Genomic DNA, 25983 nt, shown 5'->3' on the forward strand with positions numbered 1-25983 from the left:
ATAGAAGATGATTTGGATTAAAAATGCTCACGTGGTGGATCCTGGGAACCAGGTGGAAGGAAATATGGACATCTGCATTGCGGATGGTAAGATTGCAGGTATTGGAGAACAGCTTAAGCTGGATGCCTTTCCAACTTCAAAAGAGGATGTGGTGATTGACGCTTCCGGCTTCATTGTTGCCCCAGGGTTTGTTGATGTTCATGTCCATTTCCGGGATCCTGGTTTCACTTATAAAGAGGATATCCAGACCGGAGCCAGAGCGGCTGCAAAAGGAGGGTTTACTGCGGTGGTGTGTATGGCAAATACCAAGCCTCCTGTGGACAACGTGGAAACTCTTCAATATGTGGAACGGGAAGGGAAGAAAACGGGCATCCATGTGCTGCAGGCTGCCGCAGTATCCAAGGGACTTCTTGGGAAAGAGCTGACGGATATGGTGGAATTAAAGGCCCATGGAGCGGTAGGATTTACCGATGACGGAATTCCATTGCTGGATGAAAAGCTGGTAAAGAAAGCCATGGAAATGGCTGCAAAGCTGGAGGTTCCATTGAGCTTTCACGAGGAAGACCCTGCTTTTATCACAAATAATGGGATCAATCACGGAAAGGTGTCTGCTGAGCTTGGGATCTTTGGCTCTCCGGCATTGGCAGAGGACTGCCTTGTTGCCAGAGACTGCATGATCGCCCTTCACACCGGTGCCACCGTGGATATCCAGCATATCAGCTCCGCCGCCTCTGTGAAGATGGTTAAGCTTGCAAAGGAGCTGGGAGCAAAGGTATATGCGGAAGTGACACCTCATCATTTTACTCTGACTGAGGAAGCTGTTTTAAAGCATGGGACCCTGGCGAAAATGAATCCTCCCCTTCGGACAGAAGAGGACCGCAAGGCCATTATCCAGGGATTAAAGAACGGCAGCATTGATATCATTGCAACGGATCACGCGCCTCACAGCACCGAGGAAAAATCAAAGAAACTGACGGAAGCCCCAAGCGGTATCATAGGCCTGGAAACAGCCCTGGGACTGGGAGTGACAAATTTGGTGCGGCCCGGACATCTGACTATGATGGAGCTGATGGAGAAGATGAGCCTCAATCCTGCAAAACTGTACCGGCTGGATTTCGGCCTCATTGAGGAAGGAAGGGCCGGGGATCTGGTGATTTTTGATCCCAATGAGGAATGGATTGTGGGAGAATACGTTTCCAAATCTTCCAACTCCCCGTTTACAGGAGAAAAGCTGTTTGGAAAGGTGAAATATACGATCTGCGGCGGGCGGATTGTTTATCAGGATGAAAAAGACTGATTGCTGACAGATCAATAATACTTTTACAAAAGAAGCCCAAAAGGGAGAAAACATGGAGATAAAGGCACAGGATCCGCCGGTTGCCGGGGCTCCCATAGGCGAGCCTGGGGCTGGGGATATGCAAAGGGCGGTTGAAGAAGCGGACGTAAGGGAAAGGATCCGGGCCGGGGAGCAGTTTATAGAGGAGCTGAGCCGGAACGCGGAGAAAAGTCATGAACAAAAGAGCGGGGAAGGCAGCGGGGACAGCAGAGAAACCAAAGAAACCAGACCGGGCCGGGACATAGCCGCCCTGTCGGGAGAAAGCGGGTATTATAAGCTGGGCAAGGAGGAGCTTTCTGATCTTGATAAAATGTGGGGAAAGGAAGAAGCAGACCTGGCATGGAAGGATATCCTGGGGTGGAGTCCGTCTGCCTTCAGTTCTTTTTCCGATGAGCTGGACAGTCTTGCAGCGATTTACAAGGAATTGCTTCTGACCATCCTGGAACATACCACAGCAGGAGTACAGGAGGATCAGCTTGCTGCTCTGGAAGCTGCCTTGTCGGATATCCTTATGAAAATGCTGGAAGCGCGCATGGGAGAGCTGGAAACGCTTCTGGGAAGGTTCGGGCCTCAAAGCTCTATGACAGCCCTAAAGGCTGCGCTTTACCGCGGCGTTACGGGGAATACTTTAAGCGGCAGGGAGCTGGAAAGGGTTTTTAAAGGACAGCCGGAAAAGAGCGGGGATTCGGCTGCATTAAATCCAGGAAGCATCAGAACACCTGTCAATGAATCGGGAGTTGACGGGGAACAGGGAATGATCTACCAGCCTGCCGGAGAGGGACGGATAAAGAATGATCCCCTGTATGCCCAACGGATGCGGAAAGAAGCGTCTGTATCAGCTCTGGAAGGAAGCGGTATCCCAGGAGCTAAGGTGAATCAAGTCCATGGCGCCCAGACTTCCTTATCCTCTATAGGCAAAAATGAGGTTTATTCTCCCGCTGATCTTGCATTGGCGGAGCGTTTTGCCGGGTATATGAACCGCAGGGGAAATTTATTAAGGGCTTCCGGTCTTTCCGGAGGAAGTGAGGAGCTTTATGGATTCCTGGCCGCGCTGATGGCGATTAAATCCCAAACCTATGGAGCCTATTCCGGGATCAATAAGGGGTTGGCTGCCGACCTGCGGGAAGCCGTCGACCGAATGATCGACTTTTACATACAAGAAGCGTTTAAACAGTCTGAAAACATGGTAAAAAGGCCGGGAAGCAGGAACACCCCTTTCCAGCCCAGGGCTGCTTATAAGGTCTACTATTATATGATGAATCTCTATCAGACCACCAGGGATCTTCGGGAGACCGCAAATAAGGGGATAAGACATGCCTATCAGCAGTTCTTAAAGGAAAGGGAGTGTCTGGAAGGCGGAGAAGATTCCGGGTCCTTTTTTACAAAAGAGAAAAAGGATCCAAGGGAAGACTGGAAAGAGGGAAAGCGGATCGTGGAACGGGACTGGAAGGAATTTCTTTCCTTTATGGGAAGAGAAGATTTAGGCGGGATTCCTCTGGGGATCATGGAGCTCAGTCCATGGGGAATGCTTGCGGAACCGGAATTATTTCCTAAAAAGGGAGGGAGTACGGCAGGTCCGGTTTTTCTGGCAGGAGCTGCGGCCGTGATTCTCATCCTGATATTATTTTTATCTTTCTATTGAACCTGATTTTTATAACTGCAAATTTCTTCTTTACAGAAACACTTTACTATGCTACCATGGTAACACATGAAAAGCAAGAGGAGGATGCAATTATGAAGAAAAAGGTTTTAATAGCAGCAGTGATGGGAGCGGCAGTCCTGCTTAGCGGCTGCTCCGGGCAAAAGAATGCAGTGACTGCTTCTGCGGCTTCCGATACGGCGGCATCAACAGAAAAAGAGACTGCAAAGGAAACGGAAGCAGGCAAAAAGGAAGATGCCGGTACAGGCACCTTTACCGTTGGATTTGACCAGGATTTCCCGCCCATGGGCTTTGTAGGAGATAATGGAGAATATACCGGCTTTGATTTAGAGCTGGCACAAGAGGTGGCAAACCGCCTCGGAAAGAAGTATGTTCCCCAGCCAATCGCATGGGATGCCAAGGACATGGAGCTGGAATCAGGAAATATTGACTGTATCTGGAATGGCTTTACTATAACAGGGCGTGAAGAAGGTTACACCTGGACAAGCCCCTACATGGAAAACAGCCAGGTGTTTGTGGTGAGAAAAGATTCCGGCATCAATGCTCTGGCCGACTTATCAGGTAAGATCGTTGAGGTACAGGCGGATTCCTCCGCAGAAAAGGCGCTTCAGGCGGATGAAAAGCTGACCGGTACCTTTGGGACCCTTCAGACTACGCCGGATTACAACACAGCATTCATGGATCTGGAAATGGGCGCAGTGGATGCCATTGCCATGGACGTGATTGTTGCGGCATACCAGATCGAGCAGAGAAAAGCGGATTTTATCATACTGGATGAAGCTCTTGCCGCGGAAGAATACGGCGTAGGCTTTAAGAAAGGCAATGATGCATTAAGAGATCAGGTTCAGGAACAGTTGGACGCCATGGCAGCTGACGGGACACTTAAGAAGATTTCTGAAAAATGGTTCGGCAAAGATGTAACTACGGTTAAAAAATAAAGCAATAAAATGGGTTCCGGTCCCGTGTCCATGGGCCGGATCTTGTAGTTTTTCAGAGAACATGGAGGAGAAATCATGACTTTAACGAAGATATTATCACAACTGGCAGGGGGAATGTGGGTCAGCATCCAGATCTTTGTGGTGACCCTGGTCTTTTCTCTGCCCCTGGGACTTTTGGTATCCTTTGGGAGGATGTCAAAGAACCCTGTCATACAGGCCATTGTTAAATTCTATATTTCAGTCATGAGAGGAACTCCATTGATGCTGCAGCTGATGGTGGTATACTTCGGCCCTTATTACTTATTTGGCTTAAAGGTGGGAAATGGGTACCGTCTCTGGGCGGCATTCATCGGCTTTGTCATCAATTACGCGGCGTATTTTGCGGAAATATACCGGAGCGGGATCCAGTCCATGCCTGTAGGACAGTATGAAGCTGCAAAGCTTTTGGGCTATACAAAGCCCCAGACCTTTTTCCGCATCATATTTCCCCAGGTGGTGAAACGGATCCTGCCGTCTGTGACCAACGAGGTCATTACCCTGGTCAAGGACACTTCCCTGGCTTTTACCATCAGCGTTCTGGAGATGTTCGCAGTTGCCAAGGCCCTGGCTTCTTCCCAGACTAGTCTGATTCCTTTCGTTGCAGCAGGTTTATTCTATTACATTTTCAACCTTATCGTGGCGGTGGGGATGGAATACATAGAAAAACGGATGAACTATTATCAATAGGAGGAAGAGATGATGTACTTACTGGAAATGAACCATGTGAAAAAAGCGTTTGATGGCCAGGGCGTGCTTCGCGATATCTCCCTGTCGGTAGAGGAAGGCGAGATCGTATCCATCATCGGTCCATCCGGCTCAGGAAAATCTACCCTGCTTCGGTGCGCCACCATGCTGGAAGAGATGGATGGGGGCGAGCTTAATTATCTGGGAGAGAAGGCCGCATGGAACGGGCCTGATGGAAGGGCCGTTTATGCAAAAGGGGAGAAGCGGAAGGAAATACAGAAAAATTACGGTCTGGTGTTCCAGAACTTTCATTTATTTCCCCATATGACGGTTATGAAGAATATTACCGATGCGCCGATCCATGTACAGAAACGGGATAAAGAAGAGGTTTTTTCAGAAGCAATGGAGCTTCTTCGGAAAATGGGGCTGGAGGATAAGGCAGCAGCCTATCCCTGCCAGCTTTCCGGAGGACAGTGCCAGCGGGTGGCCATAGCAAGAGCCCTGGCCTTAAATCCCAGGATCCTGTTTTTTGACGAACCCACATCCGCCCTGGATCCGGAGCTTACGGGCGAGGTATTGAAGGTCATTAAATCCCTTGCTGATATGCAAATTACCATGGTCATCGTGACCCATGAGATGGCTTTTGCCAGAGATATTTCAGACAGAGTTATTTTTATGGCTGACGGCGTAATCGTAGAGGAGGGAACTCCTGAGGAAGTTTTTTCCTCCAGTAATTTACGTACGCAGAGCTTTTTGGGCAGGTACGGTGAAATACTGTAGAAATCGAAAAATTCAAAAGGATAAAGATTTTAATTAAACCCCTGAAACTTTCTGTTTATGGATGTTTCAGGGGTAGTATTTTTTGACTGCATGTAATGGGATTCCGGCTTGTCTATTTTAACTTCAACCTGTCCTAAATAAGTGTGAGTGTCCAGGAGGCCCGAATATGGAATCAGTGCGGCCGGGGATGGAGTGATGCTCATTCCAGACCAGGGACGGGGTATTACAGTATTTAGGACTTGTTTTCTGCATTTACACCCTTTTCCGTCCTGTCCCATATAATATAGTGCAATCAAAAACAAGGGGGTGTTGTTTTATGAGTTGCTCTAACTCAGGTTCAGATAACAGGTGTGTGTGCAGATGTGTATGCAGATGCAGGCGCTGGAATAATTGTAGTGATAATGATCCTTGTGCAGAGGAAAAAAGAAGATGTAATTGCAAGAGATGTCGGGATGATTGTAGAAATGCTCCTTGTCGTGGGATTAATGAAGATGATTGCAACAACGAATGTGATTGTTAGATGATGTTAGGCGGGTGTCCGGTATTCCGGACCCGCCTTTTACATAGCAGTTTCTAACATTTTTTGACGGCATTTAAGTGGCAGCAGCTGGTGAGGCAAAGATGACAAAAATCGAAACATTAATTCCTTGAGGTTGACAAGGAGCTGGTGCTTTGCACAGATCTGTTATTCATAGAGTGGGACAAGGTAAGAAAGAAGATATTGACAGCAGGGAGGTGAATGGGTGATTAAAGAAACAGCAGAGCAGTTAGCAAGGTCAGCAGCTTTGGAGGCCGTGAAGGAATTTGAGAAGCTCAAAAGAGAATAAGCGGGTCAAGGTATTCCAGAACGCCAAGGAACTGATGGATAAATATAATGTACCTGCTGTGCAGGTGATCCGCCATTACGATGTGACGGGGAAGATCTGCCCGAACCCTTATGCATAGAATCAAACCCAGCATACCTGGAATGTTTTTAATACAGCGTTGTTTGCAGGACCCCGGCTTAAATTCCGGCTGGATAGAAGAGGAAGGCGGCTGGAGGTCCTACCTGGGAGATACTGGCCAACCGATCCGGAATGATTGGATTCTGGATCAGGACAGAAAAATGGCAACGAAGCAGGTGACACTCACGCCTGATCAGGATGGAGCGCTGCAGTATCCGGGGCTGGCTGAATAGGGTCCATTGGAATTTGTAAGATATTATTAATAGTACAGCCTTAAGTTGGAACATATAATTATACTGGCAGGTACAAACTGCTGGCAATCGTGTATAGGATGGTAGGCCTCGATTCTACATAGAATGGAGGTGTTGCTCATGAAGTATTTTGACTTTAAGGATTTAATGTCTTTTGGCATGTTCTTTCTGGCACTGCTGACATTCGTCTTATTGACGTGTCGCTAAATACAAAAAGCCTTCCCTGTACTTTGGCCGGTTGGGAAGGTTTTTGCTTTTCTAATTAGCCAACCACCCTGTGGCGATTGCCTTTTTTATTATATTATACTTACTTTTAAAATATTACAAGTAAAGGAATCTTTACAAAAAATAAGGGTGATTGCGGCATAGAATATAGGTAGGCGTCAGATTACATTTTGACTGCATTTAGGTGGTAAAAGCTGGTGAGACGGTAAGTCTCCCAAACCTCGATTTTATGCAAAAAACTTCCAATTTTAGGTAATTATTAAAATTACTTAAGAAAAAAGATAAAGATTTTTCACAATCGGATGGTATACTAAATGTGAAATCATAGGTAATTTAGAAAAGAAGGAAGAGGATGCTTATGAAAAAAACATGGATTATAGCATTGGCTGTCTGTGCGGCAGTTTTAATTACGGCTTGTGGAAAATCGGCAAAGAATACGGAAAGTGTGGCAAATACGGTAACAGAAAGCACGGCTTCAAGCACTGAAGCTACGGAAGAGGTGAGCCAGGAGGCGCCGGGAAATGGAGAGGAATTTAAGATCCTCATCGGTACGGTCAAAAAGGTTGGGGACAACTTAGAAAACATGTCTATCCAAAGCGGCGATAAGGAATTGACCTTTGATTTAAGCGGCACTGTGGTGGAGACCTCTTATGCGCTGGAACCGGAGGTGAAGGTTTCCCTCATTTATAAGGGAGAGATTTCCGGTTCAGATACTGCAAATGCCAAGCCTGTCCTGGTGCTGGACGGACAGGAGAGCATGAAGGTGCAGGAGGTGACCGGAAGTGTCGTGGATCAGGCCATGAGCACCTTTACGATTAAAACGGAATCCGGCACAGAGATTGGGTTTATAAAGGACAACTGCGAGGGACTGGATTCTGATGTCCTTGGAACAGCAACCGATGACAGCAACGGAAGCGGAGCCATGGTGAAGGTGATTTATGTGACCGTCACCTATGACGCAGGAAGCAAATCCAATTTCCCCTTAAGGGTGGAAGCAGTAAAGTGAAAAATGATGAAAATCCCGGACATGCAGGCAAAATTTATCTGGAACTTCTTCTTTCAAGATAAAAAGCTTGCAAATTCGGGATTTTCATGTACAATAAGAGAGATGACAGAAGAAGGGGCCAATGGACCCCTATTTTGATGATTTTGGCCATCCGGCAGTTCCCTGTAAACAGGAAGGGGAAGTTCCGGAGCGAATGATAACCAGATTGCAGAAAGGGAATTAAAGATGATCAGTGCACATAACGTAACATTAAGACTCGGGAAAAAAGCATTGTTTGAAGAGGTGAATATCAAGTTTACCGAAGGCAACTGCTACGGGATGATCGGCGCCAACGGCGCAGGAAAATCCACCTTCCTTAAAATACTTTCCGGTGAATTGGAGCCTACAAACGGCGATATCGTTATAACGCCGGGACAGAGACTTTCCTTTTTAAAACAGGACCACTTTAAATACGATGGCTTCCAGGTGCTTGACACCGTTATCATGGGAAATGCCAGACTTTATGAGATCATGAAAGAAAAAGATGCCATCTACATGAAAGAAGATTTCACCGATGATGACGGCATTAAGGCAGCGGAGCTGGAAGGAGAATTCGCTACCATGAACGGCTGGGAGGCGGAGTCTGATGCGGCTAACCTCTTAAACGGCCTTGGAATAGAGACAGATCTTCACTACAAATATATGAGTGAATTGGACGGCGGGTCAAAGGTTAAGGTGCTCCTTGCCCAGGCATTGTTTGGAAATCCGGACATCCTGCTTCTTGACGAGCCTACCAACCACTTGGATTTAGATGCCATTGCATGGCTTGAGGAATTCCTCATTAACTTTGAAAATACGGTAATCGTGGTTTCCCATGACCGTTACTTCTTAAATAAGGTCTGCACCCATATTGCGGACATTGACTACGGAAAGATCCAGCTTTATGCAGGAAACTATGATTTCTGGTATGAGTCCAGCCAGTTGATGGTAAAGCAGATGAAGGAAGCCAACAGGAAGAAGGAAGAAAAGATCAAGGAACTGCAGGAATTTATTCAGCGTTTCTCCGCCAATGCTTCCAAGTCCAAGCAGGCTACTTCCAGAAAACGCGCCCTGGAGAAGATCGAGCTGGATGACATCAAGCCATCCAGCAGGAAATATCCGTATATCGATTTCCGCCCGGCCCGCGAGATAGGCAATGAGGTGCTGTCTGTTAATGGTTTATCAAAGACTATTGACGGAGTCAAGATTTTAGATAATATCTCCTTCACCTTAACCCGTGAAGATAAAGTGGCCCTGGTGGGACCCAATGAACTTGCAAAAACCATTCTTTTCAAGATCCTTTCAGGGGAAATGGAGCCGGATGAAGGCGATTACAAATGGGGACTTACCACCAGCCAGTGTTATTTCCCAAAGGACAACTCAGCGGAATTTGACAACGATGATACCATCGTTGACTGGCTGACCCAGTATTCTCCGGAAAAGGAAGCTACCTATGTGCGCGGATTCCTTGGCCGTATGCTGTTCGCCGGAGAGGATGGAGTGAAAAAGGTACGGGTATTGTCCGGTGGGGAAAAGGTGCGCTGCATGCTTTCCAAGCTGATGATTTCCGGCGCCAATGTGCTCATACTTGACGAGCCTACGGATCACTTGGATATGGAGTCCATCACGGCGCTTAATAATGGTCTTGTAAAATTCCAGGGAGTTCTGATTTTCTCCTCCCGTGACCATCAGATCGTTGAGACAACGGCTAACCGCATCATGGAGATCGTGAACGGCCAGCTGATCGATAAGATCACTACCTATGACGAGTATCTGGCAAGTGATGAGATGGCTCGTAAGAGACAGGTATTTACCTTGACTGAGGAGCAGGTCGAGGAGAATAAATAGATTATGTTTTACTGAGGCAGCAGCCTGGCACTTAAGTTGTCAGGCTGTCTCTTTTTATTTAGAGGAGAGGAAATAATCTCAGGAAACACAAAGATTTTTTATTTTAGAGGTTTCAGAAAGATCAGAAAAATAGTATGATAGAAAAAAGGTGGATCAATGAACCACAGCGAAAGGACTTGAAATGACCATGGTTACGATGGAAGAGGTAGCTAAGGCAGCACATGTGTCGCGTGCTACTGTATCAAGAGTTTTGTCGAATCATCCATCCATCAAGATGGAAACACGTAGCAATGTCATGTATTGGGTGAAGAAACTGGGATATGAGCCAAATCAGGTGGCACAGAGTCTGGCGGGAAACAGGACCAATATCATCGGCGTATTATTTTCTGATTTATCGAACCCATTGTATGCCTCTTTAATGACGGCAATTGTACATGAGGCTGAGAAATACGGATATAATGTTATTTTAGGTGATGCCCAGAGGGAAAAAGCCAGGGAAACCAATATTATTAACGGATTTAAAAGGCGCAAAGTGGATGGGATCATCGTAAGGCCCATAGGAACACCCAATAAAAAATTATACAGCGGTATTAATATTCCTGTTGTCAGCCTTTTTAAACAAACGGAAAAGAAAAATATCATAATCAGTTCGGAAGAAGGGGGCATTCAGGTAGCAAAGCATTTTTTGGAATTAGGGCATAAAAATATCGGTTATATAGGGCCGTTAAAATCTTTGGCCGGAAACAACAAATTAGAAGGTTTTCGGTCTGAGCTTGATAAAAACGGATTGAAATTAAAAGCTGTCCTTGAATGCAACCAGCATGAGACAGTAGAAAACCAGAGGGCTTATGAAATCATCAGCCAGTATTTTAAGACCCATGATCCAGGTAAAGTCACGGCATGGTTTGCCCATAGTGATATTGCGGCCAGTGATGTGATCAAGTCATTGGCTGAACATAGACTGCAGGTACCGAAAGATGTGATTGTCTGCGGTTATAATAATACGCTTTTAGCCAGAAAAATGATCCCCACCCTGTCTTCAGTAGCATCACCCATAGAAGAAATTGCAGGGAATGCGGTCAGCATGGTTCTTAACTGCATTAACGGAAATACAGAGGAGGAGCTGATAAACTTATCTCCCATACTGGTAATACGTGAATCAACTTCCAGAGGATTATACAAATAGCACAAAAAAGCTAAGGAAAATATGTCATCATAGATAAAAAGCATGTGCCGTCTTGACAGCTTGCTGTTTATGTTATATTCTTTATACATGCAAATGAACGCGCGTACATTGTTGCACAAACAAGGAGGCTAAAATGAGTAAAGAGAGACAGACAGCAGAACAAATCCTGCTCCATATAGGAGGTCAGGAAAATATTTTAAACGTAGAACATTGTGCTACAAGACTAAGACTTGTTCTGAAGGATGAAACAAAGTTTAATAAAAAGGAAATAGAAGCAATTGACGGTGTAAAAGGAAGCTTTCTGGCATCAGGGCAGCATCAGATTATTCTGGGAACGGGTTTTGTTAATAAGGTATATGCAGAAGTAATGGATATTACAAAAATGGACAGTGGAAATATGATGTCAAAATCTGATGCCGCAGCGGTTCACATGAACGTATTCCAGAAGGCATCCAGGCTGCTTGGAGATGTATTTCTGCCTATTATACCGATTTTAGTAGCAACTGGTCTTTTTATGGGCCTTCGCAGCCTCATTACTAATCTTGGGGTGGAATTGGACCCCACATTTCTGGCTTTGTCCCAGGTATTGATTGATACTGCATTTGCGTTCCTTCCGGCACTGGTTACGTATTCAGTTATGAAACGGTCCGGAGCTTCGCCTGCACTGGGGATAGTAATAGGACTCATGCTGGTGGCGCCTCAGCTTCCCAATGCCAATCAGGTGGCCAGCGGAAAAATCGAACCGATTTATTTAAGCCTGCTGGGTTTGAACATACCAATTTTAGGCTATCAGGGATCCGTTCTTCCCGCATTAATGCTTGGAGTTATTTCAGCTAAAATTGAAAAATGGCTTAGAAAGGTTGTGCCGGATGTTCTGGATCTGATCATCACTCCATTTGTTACCCTGTTTTCCAGCATGGTGATAGGGCTGGTTGTAATAGGGCCGATCATGCATATTATTGAAAAAGGATTGGTAGAGGCAATTTCCGTCCTGATGAACATACCGTTTGGAATCGGGGGATTTATTGTTGGTGCATTGCAGCAGGCGGTGGTGATCACCGGGCTCCATCATACGTTTAAGGCTCTTGAGGTTGAGCTTCTGGCCAATACGGGTGCCAATCCCTTTAATGCACTGGTATGCGGCGCCATTGTTGCACAGGGAGCAGCAGGGATTGCAGCTGCCTTGAAAACGAGAAATAAGAAAGAGAAATCTCTGTATCTTACATCGGTTCTGCCTGCATTTTTAGGAATTACCGAGCCGCTAATATTCGGCGGAAACTTACCCAGGCTTACCCCGTTTGTATGCGGTTGTATTGGAGGCGGCGTTGCCGGTATCTTCTCCTCTCTTGTGGGACTTGCTGGAACAGGTATGTCCATAACTGCATTACCAGGTATCCTGCTGTATTTAAATGGTCAGCTGGGAAAATATTTAATCGCTTGTGCCATTGGTTTTGCAGTGGCTTTTGTATTGACCTATATATTTTATAAGACGGAAGAATAATGAATGATTAATAAGGAGTATCATGGAACGATTATATAATAACATAACACTGCCAGATTTATGGCCTCCTCATAACAAAGAGGAAACGCTTGACAAGCCCTTAAAAGTTCTATATCTTCAGGACAAGCCGGAGTATATTGACATATCGGTTGGCAGACAATTGTTTGTAGATGATTTTCTCATCAGCGAGACAGATCTGGTCAGGGAATTTGGAAAGCCTGAAGTATCGGATCAGCCTGTTTTATGGCCTCAGACCACGATGGAGCTGAATGATGGTTATTGCACATGTGCCTGCCCTTTTAATGGCGGGGTGTTTTATGATGCTCAAAGCCATAAATTTAAAATGTGGTATCATGCAGGCTGGTTTGACGGCAGCGCTTATGCAGAAAGTGATGATGGATTTAAGTGGAAGCGGTTAAGTGAGATTGATCCTTCCGGTCATTCCGACCGGATACTGAAACACATTCCGGGGTATCTGAGGGATGGAGATGCCGTTTGGTTGGATGAGTATGCAGAAACCCCGGATGAGAAATATAAAATGCTGGTATTTTACCGGTGCTTTTCTCAGGATTTTAAATATTATCATCTTAAGCCCAAGCACGCACATGATGATCCCACATCAGTTCCGCCTAAGGAAATTACGGTATTATATAAGTCGGCAGACGGGATACACTGGACTGAGGTTTGCAAAACAAGCCCCTCAGGGGATAATACAACATTTTTTTATAATCCATTCCGTAAAAAGTGGATTTACAGTATGAGGACCTTTTCAGAGCTGGACAGCAGAGTGAGAGTGCGCAGCTATTATGAGACGGATGACTTTTATAAGGGCAGTCAGTGGTCAAAGGAGGATTTAAGCTTTTGGGCCAGAACCGATATTTATGATAAACCCGACAGAGACTTAGGGTATTATACACAGTTGTATAATCTGGATGCAGTGGCCTATGAAAGTGTAATGCTGAGCATTTATTCCGTATTTATGGGCCCCCCTAATTTTGTATGTGAAACCACCGGATTGCCGAAAATCAATGACTTAAAGCTTGCCTTCAGCAGAGATGGCTTTCATTTTGACAGACCTTCCTACGAGGATTTTATAAGTTCCTCAAGGCAGGAAGGACGCTGGGACTACGGATATCTTCATCCGGCAAACGGGATCTGCACAGTGGTGGGAGATGAGCTGTATTTTTATTATTCCGCCTTTTCTGGGAAGTCTCCTAATTTTGGAAGTCATAAGTATTCCGGAGGAGCAGTGGGCGTTGCCAGGCTAAGGCGGGATGGGTTCGCTGCAATGAAGGCGGAAAGCTCAGAAGGAACTTTGACGACAGAGGTATTAAAATACCAGGGAGAATTCTTATTTGTAAATGCGAACTGCACAGAGGGAAGGCTGACAGCCGAAATCCTGGATCAGGAAGGTAATGTGATACCGGGATACTCCAGGCAGGATTGCTGTGTGATGACGGAAGATAAGACAAAATTTCAAATAAGGTGGCGGGATAAACAAAGCTTAAGTGGAGTGAGTCCAGACAAAATAAGGATCCGCTTTATTCTGCACAATGCTTCCATATACGCTTTTTGGATTACAGACAGTGAAGAAGGAAAAAGCCACGGTTATCTTGGGGCAGGCTCTCCGGAGCTTAAAACCGGGAACAAAGATGACTGACAGTATTCCAGTCATGAGGAGCGGGAAAAGGCCTTCCCAACCATAAAAATAAAGCCTGACTCCGAAATTATAAGCGGAAACAGGCCGGTAAAAAGATATGCCCCTGGACGGCTGGTTATCATTCCATCTGTTCGGGGGCTTTAGTTTATAAAAAGTAAGGATTTTTTTCTTAATAGGGGGACCATGATTGCACAATATTCTCCTATGGCGTATAATCTCTTTGAAAAGGAGGTGAGAATTATTTATACCATTGATCATTATGCCTATCTTTCCCGGATGAAAGGCTGGAATTCCCAGTTTAAGGCAGCAGTGGCTGTGTTAACCCTGTTTTTTTGCATAGGGGCGGATGATGAGAAGGTATCGTGTTTGGTGCTTTTGACGATGGCTGCAATTACCATATTGGGGGGTGGGTATCCCTGGAGGAATTATATGACTCTTCTTAAGATCCCCCTTACTTTTCTTTTTTTGGGAACAGCGGCCATTGTAATCGGATTGTCGCCGGTACCTTATGGAAAGGCGTTTGTATCCGTTGGAGGAGTTTATCTGTACCTGACGGAAGGGGGAACAGGCCTTGCCCTGGGACTGATCTTAAAGGCACTGGCAGCCTTAAGCGCCATGTACATGCTGGTGCTTTCCACTCCTGCAAGCGAGATCATCTGTGTATTCCGGAGGCTTCATGTTCCAAAGATAATTTTGGAGCTGATGAACATGATTTACCGCTTTATCTTTGTGATGATGGATACCCAGTGCTCCATGAAGCAGGCAGCCGAGTCCAGAATGGGTTACTGCGATTTTAAGACATCCTGCCGTTCCTTTGGAAGCACGGCTGGAAATCTGTTTGTGGTTTCCTTAAAAAAGGCCAATACCTATTATGATGCGCTGACCGCCCGCTGTTATGATGGAGAGCTTTTGTTTCTGGAGGAGGAAAAGAAGGTAAAGGGATGGCAGCTTTGGGGGGCCGCCGGTTATTTTCTGGTTCTTTTATCCGTACATTTACTGGCTTAACCGGCTATCTGGCGGAGACAACATAGGAGGGAGGTGAAGAAAGATGGAGGAGATTCTTTTGCAGGCGGAAAACTTATGCTATTCTTATGGACAGGGTAAGCAGGTGTTAAAGGAGATCAATATCACTGTGAGAAAAGGAGAAAGGATTGTGGTTCTCGGTTCTAACGGTGCGGGAAAATCCACCTGTTTTCTCAATTTAAACGGGGTATACCGTCCGGATTCCGGGAGGATCCTTTACCGTGGACAGGAAATAGGAAAAAAAGATTTAAACCAGCTGAGAAAGAATGTAGGCATCGTTTTTCAGGATGCAGACAATCAGATCATCGCTTCCACAGTGTCTGCAGAGGTGTCTTTTGGGCCTATGAATTTAAAGCTTCCAAGAGACGAAGTGAAGCAGCGGGTGGAGGATGCTCTGGAATACATGAATTTGACGGAAATGAGAGACCGGCCGCCTCACTATTTAAGCGGAGGAGAGAAAAAGAGGGTCAGCATAGCGGATATCATTGCCATGGAATCTGAGGTGGTCATATTTGACGAGCCGACGGCCTCCCTGGATCCGGTGAATGTGGAAATACTGGAAGGTATTCTGGATAAGATGAACAAAGTGGGGAAAACTCTTCTGATTTCCACCCATGATGTGGATTTTGCATACCGATGGGCGGACCGGGCGGTAATTTTTGCCGGCGGACGCATCATTGCAGACGGGCCTGTGCAGGAAGTGTTTAAGGATGATGAAGTATTAAATCAGGCCAATTTAAAAAGACCGGTCCTTTTAGAGGTCTACAACAGCCTGGTGAGGCATCACGTTTTAGAAGAAGCCATGGTTTGCCCCAAGGATGCCGGGGAGCTGGAAATGCTCTTAAAAACACAAAGAAATTGACAGAAAGGTATGAAACAGCTACAATACTATCGTATCATGTGAAAGGTGCCTGTGAAAATTCTCCGCAGGATAATAGGGAAAAGGGTGGAAATCCCTTACGGTCCCGCCGCTGTAAGTGGGGAGCAGGGCTCAATAAATCACTGGGAAACCGGGAAGAGGAGCTGCTGTGAAGATACACGAGTCAGAAGACCTGCCTTTCGCTTTGCGACGCATTCGGTTACGAGCGATGACCGGATGCCGGGAAGTCTTTTTGTTGTGCAAAGATTTACCCTGTGAGCGCCGGTCTGATGAGTGGGAATCATCGGAATTTGGTGCTTATTTTATTGGAACACCCTTCGGGTATCCCTTTTCTCCTGAGAAAGAGGAGTGGGCTCTGCCAAAAAAGCTGGGTGGGAAAACGGAAAGGAGAATGAAAATGAGTAAGAAAGAAAAAAGAGTCATGAAACTTGTCATTGCATTTGCCCTGGCCTTTGGAATTGTTCCAAGTGCTTATGGAATGCACATTATGGAGGGGTATCTTCCTGTGGGATACTGTATCGCCTGGGGAGCTGTCTGTGTGCCGTTTCTGGCAGCGGGATTTTTCTCCATCAGAAAAACGCTTCAGGAGAACAGGAGGACCATCACCATATTGGCCATGTCGGGAGCCTTTATTTTTGTCATATCATCTTTAAAGATCCCATCGGTAACAGGAAGCTGTTCCCATATGACAGGGACCGGCCTTGGAGCCATTTTATTCGGGCCGTCTGCGGTCAGCATTCTGGGAATGATCGTGCTGATCTTTCAGGCCATTTTACTGGCTCACGGCGGCCTTACCACCTTGGGAGCCAATACCTTTTCCATGGCGATTGCAGGACCGTTTGTGTCTTTTGGAATTTATAAATTATTAAAGATGCTGAAGGTGAACAAGCTGGTCAGTATTTTCCTGGCAGCGATGATCGGTGATCTGTTTACATATTGTGTGACCAGCATTCAGCTTGCGTTGGCCTATCCGTCTGAAACAGGCGGGGTTTTTGCCTCTGCCGTAAAATTTTTAGGAGTATTTGCTCCGACTCAGCTTCCCCTTGCAGTTATTGAAGGGATCCTCACCGCAGTGATCATCATTACCCTTGAAACTTATGCCCTTCCGGAGCTTAAGGCAATTGGATTTTCAAAGGAGGTTCAGTAATATGACCAGTAAAAATAAAAAGATCGTAGCTGCTCTCCTGATTTTAGCCTTCCTCATCGCAGCGGTACCTCTCTTTGCCTTAAAGGGAGCCGAATTCGGCGGTTCCGATGATGCCGGAAGCCAGATGATATCGGAAATACAGGGAACGGAATATGAGCCATGGTTTACCCCGGTAATGGAAACCTTCATAGACGGAGAGCTTCCCGGAGAAGTGGAAAGCCTGCTTTTTTGCGTCCAGACCGGAATCGGAGTAGGCGTCCTGGCCTTTTTCATGGGACGGTTTGTGGAACGGAAGAAGTGGCAGGAAAAGGTGAAATAATGAGATAGGATAAGAACCTGACTGAGGGTGTCCTCGGTCAGGTTCTTAAGATCATCTTGTCCCATGCTGGAAAAGAAAGGCTGTTTCATTATCTTGATTGTTAAATTATGTAAGCATTTCGTTTACGTTTATTATAGCGCCTAATATATTGGCATCATTGTTAAAATTACACTTATCGATTTTAGTTGTTATAAATTCTGCGTCTCCAAAATAGTTCTTGCATATGTTATCAAATTTTTCTCTGACAGCTTCTATAAACCAGGTCTCTTCCGATATCCCTCCTCCTATGCATATGATTTCCGGATTATAAAATACAGTGATCGTCAGAAGCTGAATGGAGATATGATTGATCCACTCATCAACAGCTTCCTTGGCTGTCTTGTCTCCATTTAAGTACTTTTCACATACTTCACTTCCATAGACCGCCTGATCTTCTAAAGCTGCTTTATTATTAAATATTTCAATTAAAGCAAACATGGAAGCATAATCACCCTGTCTAAGAATCTTTCCGGTTTCAAAGTTTAAAAACGGCAGATGGTGAAATTCTCCTGCAAAGCCATCTTTGCCATATATAACGCCTTTTTCATCACATAAGCACCCGCCGGTACCTGTACCGATAATTAAAAATGCGGAGGAGCTGCTTCCTTTTGCGTTTCCCATTTTAAACTCACAAAGGCCGGCTGCTTTTGCGTCGTTGATGGTCGCCACTTTTTTATTTGTCCTTTTTCCTATTTCATGATTAACATTGCTGCCTTTCATAATGCATACATTTGCTGCAGCATAAGATTTCACATTAGAGTCTTCATCAATAAGTCCTGGAGCGCTTATTCCTATGTTTTTTACTGAGTTGAGATCCTTAATATTGGAACATATGTAGTCGTAAAATTCATGTATGCTGTCAAACTTTATGGATTTGGCTTTCCACCTTTCTACTATATTATACGTTTCATCTGCTAACGCATATTTAATAAATGTTCCCCCAATATCGATCCCTAAACGATATTCCATATACTCCTCCTTATCTCATTGACCATTCTGTTAAGTTATTCGTCATAGCTTATGAACTGACACCGCCAGATCATAAAAGCCTGGGAGTGTTTCCTGTGTAAACACAGTTCTCGTGTACCCTTAAAATATCATTATAATATCTCAAAAGAAGAGGATTCGTCAACGATATTTCCGTTTAAGGCGTAATTATTATTGATCATATAAATGAAATAAGGAAAGTCATGTTTTTTTAAAGCAGAATCTGGGAATTAAAATTCTTCCCTTTCCTAATCTCCGGGAAAATGATATACTATTCCTATCTTTTATCCGAGGTGAAAAACAATGAAAAAAATGATTTCCTGGAATGTGAACGGCCTTCGTGCCTGTGTGGAGAAGGGATTTTTGGATTATTTTAAAGAAATGGATGCAGATGTATTTTGTATCCAGGAAAGCAAGCTTCAGGAGGGACAGATCAACCTTGATCTTCCCGGATATTATCAATACTGGAATTATGCCCAAAAGAAGGGCTATTCCGGAACAGCCCTGTTTACTAAGGAAGAGCCTTTGTCAGTGGCCTACGGCATCGGCACAGAGGAGCATGACAGGGAAGGCCGGGTGATTGCGGCGGAATATCCGGAATATTACGTGGTTACCTGCTATACTCCCAATTCCCAGAATGAACTGGCCCGCCTGCCTTACCGGATGACATGGGAAGAGGCATTCCTTACCTATTTAAAAAAGCTGGAAGAGAAAAAGCCGGTGATTTTCTGCGGAGATCTTAATGTGGCCCATAAGGAAATTGATTTAAAGAATCCCAAGAGCAACCGTAAAAATGCGGGCTTTACCGATGAAGAACGGGAAAAATTCACCATTCTTCTGGAAAACGGTTTCATTGATACGTATCGTTATTTCTATCCGGAGCAGGAAGGGATATACTCCTGGTGGTCCTACCGGTTCAGCGCCAGGCAGAAAAACGCAGGGTGGCGTATTGACTATTTCTGCGTTTCAGAAAGCTTAAAGGACAGGCTTGTGAGCGCGGGAATCCATACAGAAGTCATGGGCTCTGATCACTGCCCTGTGGAGCTTGTGATCCGCTAGAAGAACCAAACAGGAGAGAACGATAAGGAATGAATTTACTGACCATTGAACATTTAACAAAATCATATACGGAGCGTCTGCTTTTTGATGATACCAGCTTCAGCATCAATGAGGGGGAGAAAATCGGCCTGATCGGCATTAACGGGACCGGCAAGTCCACACTGCTCCGGATCGTGGCAGGTCTTGAGGTGCCGGACCAGGGGACCGTGGTAAAGGGAAGGAATTTAGATATCCGCTTTCTGTCCCAGAACCCAAGGTTTCATGAAGGGGATACCATATTGGAAAGCATTGTCAGGGACAATGAGGGGCATGAGCATGTATGGGATTTAGAAAGCCAGGCAAAGTCCATGCTCACCAGGCTCGGATTTTCGGACTTTGATTCCAGGGTGGAAACCCTGTCCGGAGGGCAGAGAAAAAGGGTGGCATTAGTCAGTGTCCTTCTTGGGACCACAGATTTACTGATTCTTGATGAGCCTACCAACCATTTGGACAGCAGCATGGCAGACTGGCTGGAGGATTATCTGCGGCGCTTTAAAGGTGCACTTTTGATGGTGACCCATGACCGGTATTTTTTAGACAGCGTAACCAACCGGATCGTGGAGCTTGATAAGGGAAAGCTTTACAGCTATCAGGAAAACAAGGTGAATGGCGGCGGAGGCGAGAGAGAGAGCACCCTGGGATGTTATGGTGTATATTTAAAGCTGAAAGCAGAGCGCATGGATATGGAGGCGGCCACAGAGCGGAAGCGTCAGTCCATTCTTAAGGTGGAGCTGGAATGGATGCAGCGGGGAGCAAGGGCGCGTTCCACTAAGCAGAAGGCCCATATTCAGCGTTATGAGGCTCTTCGTGACCAAAAGGGGCTTCAGACAGATCAGAACGTGGAGCTGGATTCCGTAGCAAGCCGTCTGGGACGGACTACTGTGGAGCTTAATGAGATCTCCAAGGCCTATGGGGAAAAGGTGCTGATGAAGGATTTTAACTATATTTTCCTTAAAAACGACCGCATCGGCATCATAGGGCCAAATGGAAGCGGAAAATCCACCTTGATGAAAATCATAGCAGGCTGGCTGGAACCTGACTCAGGAACAGTTACCATAGGTCAGACCGTGAAAATGGGGTACTTTTCCCAGGAAAGCGAGGACATGGATGAGAGCGTAAAGGTCATTGACTACATTCGGAACGTGGCGGAATATGTGAAGACAAAGGATGGCAGCATCAGCGCTTCCCAGATGCTGGAACGCTTTCTGTTTCCGTCAAGTGTCCAGTACACCAACGTGGGCAAGCTGTCCGGCGGGGAGAAAAGACGGCTTTATCTGCTTCGGATCCTGATGGAAGCACCTAATGTGCTTTTGCTTGACGAGCCCACCAATGATCTGGATATCCAGACCTTGACGATTTTAGAGGACTACCTTGACAGCTTTCAGGGAATCGTTGTTACGGTTTCCCATGACCGCTATTTTCTGGACCGTGTGGTGCGCCGGATCTTTGCCTTTGAAGGCCAGGGTCAGGTGATCCAGTATGAGGGCGGTTTTACCGATTATCAGGTGGCTTTCCAGGAGAAATATCCTCAGGGCCTTCCAGGCCAGGATGAGGGTCCTGCAAAAAATGCGGAAGCTCCGGAGAAAAAGAATAAGGAAAAGCCAAAAGGGGAGAGGAAGCTTAAATTCTCCTTTAAAGAACAACGGGAATGGGATACCATTGAAGAGGATATTGCGGCTTTGGAAGCTAAAATTGAGAACCTGGAAAAGCAGATGGGAGAAGCAGCCAGCGACTATGGCAGGCTGAATGCCCTGATGGAAGAAAAGACAGAGCAGGAAGGACTGCTGGAAGAGAAGATGGAGCGGTGGATGTATTTAAACGATCTGGCAGAGCAGATTGAAAATCAGTAAAAACAAGCAGGAACTGTCCCGGAATCAGACCAAGAGACGGAGGAGATAAGTGATATGGAACAGTACAAGATTGCAAAGCATGAGATGGAGGCATATCCTTTGGGGCTTACAAAAGTATCCGGAGGGATCCGCCTGTGTGTGGCTGCGGAAGGGAAGGAATGCAGGGTCCATATTTATAAGACCGGAGCAAAAGAACCGGTCCAGACCCTGTCTTTTCCGTCAGAGTGCAGAAAGGGCGATGTATGGAATATGACCATTCTGGGAGAGGATTTTAATGATCTGGAATACTGCTTTGAAATCGATGGAAAACTGTTTTCAGATCCTTACGGGAAACACTTTACCGGACGGGAGACCTGGGGAGATCTTGAACATGCTTCTGCCCTTTTAAGGTCACCCATGGAGTTTGCTGATTTTGACTGGGAAGGGGATAAGCTCCCTCAGATTCCATATGAGGAAACCATCATATACAGGCTTCATAACCGTGGGTTTACAAAGCATGCCTCTTCTAAGGTAAAGCATAGAGGAACCTTTGATGCCATAGGAGAGAAGATTCCTTATTTAAAAGAATTAGGTGTGACAGCTGTTGAACTGATGCCGGTGAATGAATTTTCCGAGGTCATTATGCCCGAATATGTGCATGGAGACCCCTCCGGTGTGGATAAACCCACAGGAAAATTAAATTATTGGGGATATACCTCAGGCTATTATTTTGCTCCCAAGGCTTCCTATGCATGGGGAAAGGACCCTGCCCTGGAGTTTAAAAGCCTTGTGAAGGCCCTCCATAGAGAAGGTCTGGAATTGATTGTGGAGCTTTTTTTTACAGGTAAGGAACCGCCCTCTTTTGTTCTTGATGCGGTCCGTTTCTGGGCTGATGAGTTCCATGTGGATGGGATCCATCTGGTGGGGACCCTGCCCCTGGACCTCCTTGGAAGAGATCCTTATTTAAGCAGGATCAAACTGTTTGCGGTCTCCTGGGAGCCGGTCTCAAAGGGAGAAATCAAACATTTAGGAGAATATAACGACGGTTTTCTCATAGACATGCGCCGGGTATTAAAGGGGGATGAGGAACAGATGAAAAACCTTGCCCTCCGGACCAGGAGAAATCCGCCGGAATACGGGACCATCAATTATATGGCCAATACCAACGGCTTTTCCATGATGGATATGGTATCTTATGATACCAGGCATAATGAGAAAAACGGAGAAAACAATCAGGATGGCAGTCCCTACAATTATTCCTGGAACTGCGGGGTGGAAGGACCTACCAAGCGGAAGAAGGTGATGGAGCTTCGGAAAAAGCAGCTTCGCAACGCATTCCTTCTTTTACTTTTAAGCCAGGGAACTCCTCTTATTATGGCGGGAGACGAATTCGGCAATTCCCAGTCAGGTAATAATAATGCCTATTGCCAGGATAACGAAGTGTCGTGGCTTAATTGGAATCTGGTCAGGACCAACCAGGATATTCTGGAGTTTGTAAAGGCTGTTATCGCTTTCCGAAAGGCTCATCCGGTGTTCCATATGCCTAAGGAGCCAAGGATCATGGATTATCTGGCCTGCGGTCTTCCTGATGTTTCCTATCACGGAGTAAAGGCATGGTGTCCGGAATTTGATAATTACCGGCGCCAGCTTGGAGTCTTTTACTGCGGGGAATATGGAAAAAGACCGGATGGAACCTATGACAACAACTTTTATGTGGCTTATAACATGCACTGGGAACCCCACGAATTTGATCTTCCCAACCTGCCTAAAAAGGAGCGGTGGCATGTAGCCTTTCATACGGATCGGGCAGATGCAAACGGAATGTACCCGGAAGGAAAGGAGCCTGTGGCTGAAGGCAAGAGTTTTCTGGTTCCGCCCAGATCCATTGTGGTGCTGATGGGGAAAAAATGACCGGTGTTAAAAGAAAATTATATATGGTTATGATGTGTTTGAGGGCAATCAATCCGGATTGCCCTTATTTTTTATGGTTTTATCAACTTTGAATCAATGATACAAAATATTTGGACAGCAATTGGTTGTATTTATTAATTTTCATATTGTATATGAGCACATTTTTGTTTTATTTTAAATAACAAATTTAGGTACCAATTAAAATGGAAAAATAGTGCCTGATTAATTATAATAATTACAGGGAATCAGTGATATATTGCATAAAAAAGAGGTGGGACAATGCAAATTATTGAAAAGCGCGCGTTCAATTTGCTGCAGTATTTGCTGAATGACAGGAATTTTTCCGTAAGCAAGGCCATGGATCTGCTGGGGTGTTCAAAAAGGCAGATTGAATATGATGTAAGCAAAATCAATGAACTGCTGAAAGAAAATGAGATTGAATTGATCAGACTGTCAAAAGGCAAGTTTCTGATTAATAAGGAAACCATCAACAAAATATCCGGATTAAACCTGCCCCGGCAGAAATTTGCTGTTAATGGGGAAAACAAAATATGGATCATCTGTATCCAGATCTTTTGCACAAGGGAACCCCTGGGGCTGAATCATTTTATTATTAATCTGCAGTCAAGCAAGAATACCGTTTTAAATGATTTAAGAAAGATTGCAAAGATCGGCAGGCAGTATAAGGTGGAATTGAAATACTCAAGAAAATCGGGTTATTACTTTGAAGGGGAGCCGGTTAAGATCCGTTCTCTGGTATTGCTTGCAATTATTAACCTGAAGGACAATTTTTTATGTAAAAAGTTAATTTCACTGGCTGTTTCGGATCCTTCCTATGATGTGGTATTTGAGGAGACAAAAGCTAAGGCAGAGTCGTTGATTAAGGAATTTAATCTGCCGATCATGAAGGAATATCTGATCCAGGTGATATATTTTATCAGCTTGCTCCCTTATCACTGCCAATCCATTACATACTTGCCTGTCCATATACATGAAACCACGTGGAATCAACTCCCCCTTTATGCAGCTGTAACAGCTTTTTATGAATCACTGACCTTTCATCTGCCCGAAGAAGAGGCTGACTATTTATTTGTCCTTTTGTTAAGCACGGTTTTAGGGGATAAAATGTATTTCCACCTTTACAACCAGGAGAGTGTGTTTTTGCAGGAGCTGTGCCAAAGTCTGATTAACCGGTTTGAAGTCATTACCGGAACTGTGGTACAAAAGAAGGCGGGCATATCGGAAAATATGCTGATGCATCTGCGTTTGGCCTATTTTCGGTTAAAGTACGGGATACCGGTGGTGAATCCGGCATTGAAGCAGGTTAAAAAAGAGTTTGGAGAGGTGTTTGACATATGCAGGCTCGTGCTAGAACCCTTTGGAGACTACTTAGACTGCTTCATTCCTGATGATGAGATTGCCTATATTGCTTTGCATTTCATGACGGTAATGGATCTTCCGGATCAGGATAAGATCAGAAAAAGAGCCATTATCGTATGCCAGAACGGACTTGCAAGCTCTGTGATGATGAAAAACCAGTTAATAAAGATATTTCCTGAAATACATTTCGCGGACACTTGTAATGCAGAAGAGTTTAAAGAGGTTCCCCCGGAAACCTATGATATGGTTTTTTCCACTACGGAAGGAATCGATGTGCCGGAAGAGAAGCATATGTTCGTATCCTCCCCCATCTTAACGGTAGAAGAACGGTTTATTATCAGTGAAGCGGTATATTCTTCTGTATTTGGAATCAAGTCAGAGGCCGGTATGACCGTACATTCAATCCTGGAAATTGTGGAAAAATACGCGGTGATCCATGACCGGAAGGGGTTAAGCGGTGACTTAAAGGACCTTCTGCAAAAACAATATAAAAAAGAAAAAGTCGGAAAGGAAGGATTACCTGTGATAAAAGACCTTCTTACGAAGGAAACCATACAATTTGCTTCCAGTGTAAACAGTTGGGAGGAAGCAATCTGGCTGGGGGCAAAGCCTTTATTGGAGAATGGTTCCATAACAAAAGATTACATCAATGCAATGATCGGCAATGTGAAGGGCTTTGGTCCCTATATCGTAATATGTCCCTATGTAGCGATCCCTCATGCTCAGAATCAGGCAGGGGTCCATAAGCTGGGAATGAGTTTTTTAAAGCTGGAAAAAGAGGTCTGCGTGCTGGATAATCCCCAGAAGCCGGTGAAGGTCTTCATTACCCTGGCGGCCATTGATAATCACACACATTTAAGAGCCCTTGCCCAATTATCTAATATTTTGACCAATGAAGATACCAGGGAACAATTATTAGCCTGCAGTTCCGTAGAGGATGTGATGGAACTGATCGATATGGAAGAAGAATAAAAAAGTCAGGAGGAAGTCATATGAAGATATTGGCGGTGTGCGGTTCAGGACTTGGAAGCAGCTTTATGGTGGAGATGAATATTAAAAATGTTTTAAAGGAGATCGGGGCAGCAGGGATCGAGGTGGATCACAGTGATTTGGGAGGTGCCGCGCCGGGAGCAGCGGACATCTTTATTGCCGGAAGAGATATTGCAATGGGGATGACCCATTTAAAAGGAGTGGTGGAGCTGGAAAACCTGCTGGATAAAAAAGAACTGAAGGAAAAATTGGAAGAGGCGTTAAAGAAACGGAATGTAATCTGATTGCGCATAGAGAGGAGAAA

23 protein-coding genes and 1 riboswitch are annotated in these 25983 nt (G+C 45.2%); of the genes, 22 read left to right on the forward strand and 1 reads right to left on the reverse strand.

Translation table 11 applies throughout. The features are described 5' to 3' along the window. Window positions 1–7: 7 nt before the first annotated feature. From K401_RS0110435 to K401_RS0110540, 17 genes are all read left to right on the forward strand, one after another. Window positions 8–1297, forward strand: coding sequence for a dihydroorotase (locus K401_RS0110435; protein ID WP_024292894.1), 1290 nt, complete (start codon window positions 8–10; stop codon window positions 1295–1297). 52 nt (window positions 1298–1349) lie between these two features. Continuing rightward, the gene (locus K401_RS0110440) at window positions 1350–2978 is read left to right on the forward strand and encodes a hypothetical protein (protein WP_024292895.1); all 1629 of its coding nucleotides are present in this window, start codon (window positions 1350–1352) and stop codon (window positions 2976–2978) included. 92 nt (window positions 2979–3070) lie between these two features. Beyond that, the gene (locus K401_RS0110445; RefSeq protein ID WP_024292896.1) at window positions 3071–3934 is read left to right on the forward strand and encodes an amino acid ABC transporter substrate-binding protein; all 864 of its coding nucleotides are present in this window, start codon (window positions 3071–3073) and stop codon (window positions 3932–3934) included. 75 nt (window positions 3935–4009) lie between these two features. Next, window positions 4010–4660, forward strand: a complete 651-nt coding sequence (locus K401_RS0110450; RefSeq protein WP_024292897.1) for an amino acid ABC transporter permease — start codon at window positions 4010–4012, stop codon at window positions 4658–4660. Between the two features lie 12 nt (window positions 4661–4672). Continuing rightward, on the forward strand, window positions 4673–5437 hold the full coding sequence (locus K401_RS0110455; protein ID WP_024292898.1) for an amino acid ABC transporter ATP-binding protein: 765 nt from the start codon (window positions 4673–4675) through the stop codon (window positions 5435–5437). Between the two features lie 362 nt (window positions 5438–5799). Next, a complete protein-coding gene (locus K401_RS32860) occupies window positions 5800–5961 on the forward strand; it encodes a hypothetical protein (RefSeq protein ID WP_156945268.1) in 162 nt (53 codons plus the stop codon). 280 nt (window positions 5962–6241) lie between these two features. Beyond that, a complete protein-coding gene (locus K401_RS33555; RefSeq protein WP_242842302.1) occupies window positions 6242–6382 on the forward strand; it encodes an N-acetylmuramoyl-L-alanine amidase in 141 nt (46 codons plus the stop codon). Window positions 6383–6404: 22 nt separating this feature from the next. Continuing rightward, on the forward strand, window positions 6405–6614 hold the full coding sequence (locus K401_RS0110475) for a hypothetical protein (protein WP_156945269.1): 210 nt from the start codon (window positions 6405–6407) through the stop codon (window positions 6612–6614). Between the two features lie 601 nt (window positions 6615–7215). Continuing rightward, complete coding sequence (locus K401_RS0110480) at window positions 7216–7863, forward strand: hypothetical protein (RefSeq protein WP_024292900.1); 648 nt, start codon at window positions 7216–7218, stop codon at window positions 7861–7863. A 225-nt stretch (window positions 7864–8088) separates the two neighbouring features. Next, window positions 8089–9729, forward strand: a complete 1641-nt coding sequence (locus K401_RS0110495) for an ABC-F family ATP-binding cassette domain-containing protein (protein ID WP_024292901.1) — start codon at window positions 8089–8091, stop codon at window positions 9727–9729. 181 nt (window positions 9730–9910) lie between these two features. Then, window positions 9911–10915 carry a LacI family DNA-binding transcriptional regulator gene (locus K401_RS0110500; protein ID WP_024292902.1) on the forward strand — a complete coding sequence of 335 codons (1005 nt, stop codon included), beginning with the start codon at window positions 9911–9913 and terminating at the stop codon, window positions 10913–10915. 133 nt (window positions 10916–11048) lie between these two features. Further along, complete coding sequence (locus tag K401_RS0110505) at window positions 11049–12416, forward strand: PTS transporter subunit EIIC (protein ID WP_024292903.1); 1368 nt, start codon at window positions 11049–11051, stop codon at window positions 12414–12416. A gap of 22 nt (window positions 12417–12438) precedes the next feature. After that, window positions 12439–14076 (forward strand): hypothetical protein, encoded by a 1638-nt coding sequence (locus tag K401_RS0110510; RefSeq protein WP_024292904.1) that lies wholly within the window; start codon window positions 12439–12441, stop codon window positions 14074–14076. 183 nt (window positions 14077–14259) lie between these two features. Then, window positions 14260–15081 (forward strand): cobalt ECF transporter T component CbiQ, encoded by an 822-nt coding sequence (cbiQ, locus tag K401_RS0110520; protein ID WP_242837929.1) that lies wholly within the window; start codon window positions 14260–14262, stop codon window positions 15079–15081. A gap of 43 nt (window positions 15082–15124) precedes the next feature. Continuing rightward, entirely contained in the window at window positions 15125–15961 is an 837-nt protein-coding gene (locus K401_RS0110525; protein ID WP_024292906.1) for an energy-coupling factor ABC transporter ATP-binding protein, read from the forward strand. Window positions 15962–15987: 26 nt separating this feature from the next. Continuing rightward, window positions 15988–16173, forward strand: a riboswitch (cobalamin riboswitch). A 203-nt stretch (window positions 16174–16376) separates the two neighbouring features. After that, window positions 16377–17126 (forward strand): energy-coupling factor ABC transporter permease, encoded by a 750-nt coding sequence (locus K401_RS0110535; protein WP_024292907.1) that lies wholly within the window; start codon window positions 16377–16379, stop codon window positions 17124–17126. Window position 17127: 1 nt separating this feature from the next. After that, complete coding sequence (locus K401_RS0110540; RefSeq protein WP_024292908.1) at window positions 17128–17445, forward strand: energy-coupling factor ABC transporter substrate-binding protein; 318 nt, start codon at window positions 17128–17130, stop codon at window positions 17443–17445. Window positions 17446–17550: 105 nt separating this feature from the next. Here the strand turns inward: K401_RS0110540 and K401_RS0110545 are convergent, their stop codons facing one another. Next, window positions 17551–18453: an ROK family protein gene (locus tag K401_RS0110545; protein ID WP_024292909.1), complete on the reverse strand. Its 903-nt coding sequence runs from the start codon at window positions 18451–18453 to the stop codon at window positions 17551–17553. Window positions 18454–18774: 321 nt separating this feature from the next. On the opposite strand from K401_RS0110545, the gene K401_RS0110550 reads away from it, so the two are divergent. The 5 genes from K401_RS0110550 (at window position 18775) to K401_RS0110570 (ending at window position 25963) form a co-directional block, all read left to right on the forward strand. Then, complete coding sequence (locus K401_RS0110550; RefSeq protein WP_024292910.1) at window positions 18775–19530, forward strand: exodeoxyribonuclease III; 756 nt, start codon at window positions 18775–18777, stop codon at window positions 19528–19530. A 29-nt stretch (window positions 19531–19559) separates the two neighbouring features. After that, complete coding sequence (locus tag K401_RS0110555) at window positions 19560–21419, forward strand: ABC-F family ATP-binding cassette domain-containing protein (protein WP_024292911.1); 1860 nt, start codon at window positions 19560–19562, stop codon at window positions 21417–21419. Between the two features lie 54 nt (window positions 21420–21473). Then, window positions 21474–23309, forward strand: coding sequence for an alpha-amylase (locus tag K401_RS0110560; RefSeq protein ID WP_024292912.1), 1836 nt, complete (start codon window positions 21474–21476; stop codon window positions 23307–23309). 279 nt (window positions 23310–23588) lie between these two features. Continuing rightward, window positions 23589–25661 (forward strand): BglG family transcription antiterminator, encoded by a 2073-nt coding sequence (locus K401_RS0110565; protein WP_024292913.1) that lies wholly within the window; start codon window positions 23589–23591, stop codon window positions 25659–25661. A gap of 20 nt (window positions 25662–25681) precedes the next feature. Next, window positions 25682–25963, forward strand: coding sequence for a PTS sugar transporter subunit IIB (locus K401_RS0110570; RefSeq protein ID WP_024292914.1), 282 nt, complete (start codon window positions 25682–25684; stop codon window positions 25961–25963). Window positions 25964–25983: the final 20 nt, after the last annotated feature.

Source organism: Lacrimispora indolis DSM 755, from assembly GCF_000526995.1.
Taxonomy (GTDB): Bacteria; Bacillota; Clostridia; order Lachnospirales; family Lachnospiraceae; genus Lacrimispora; species Lacrimispora indolis.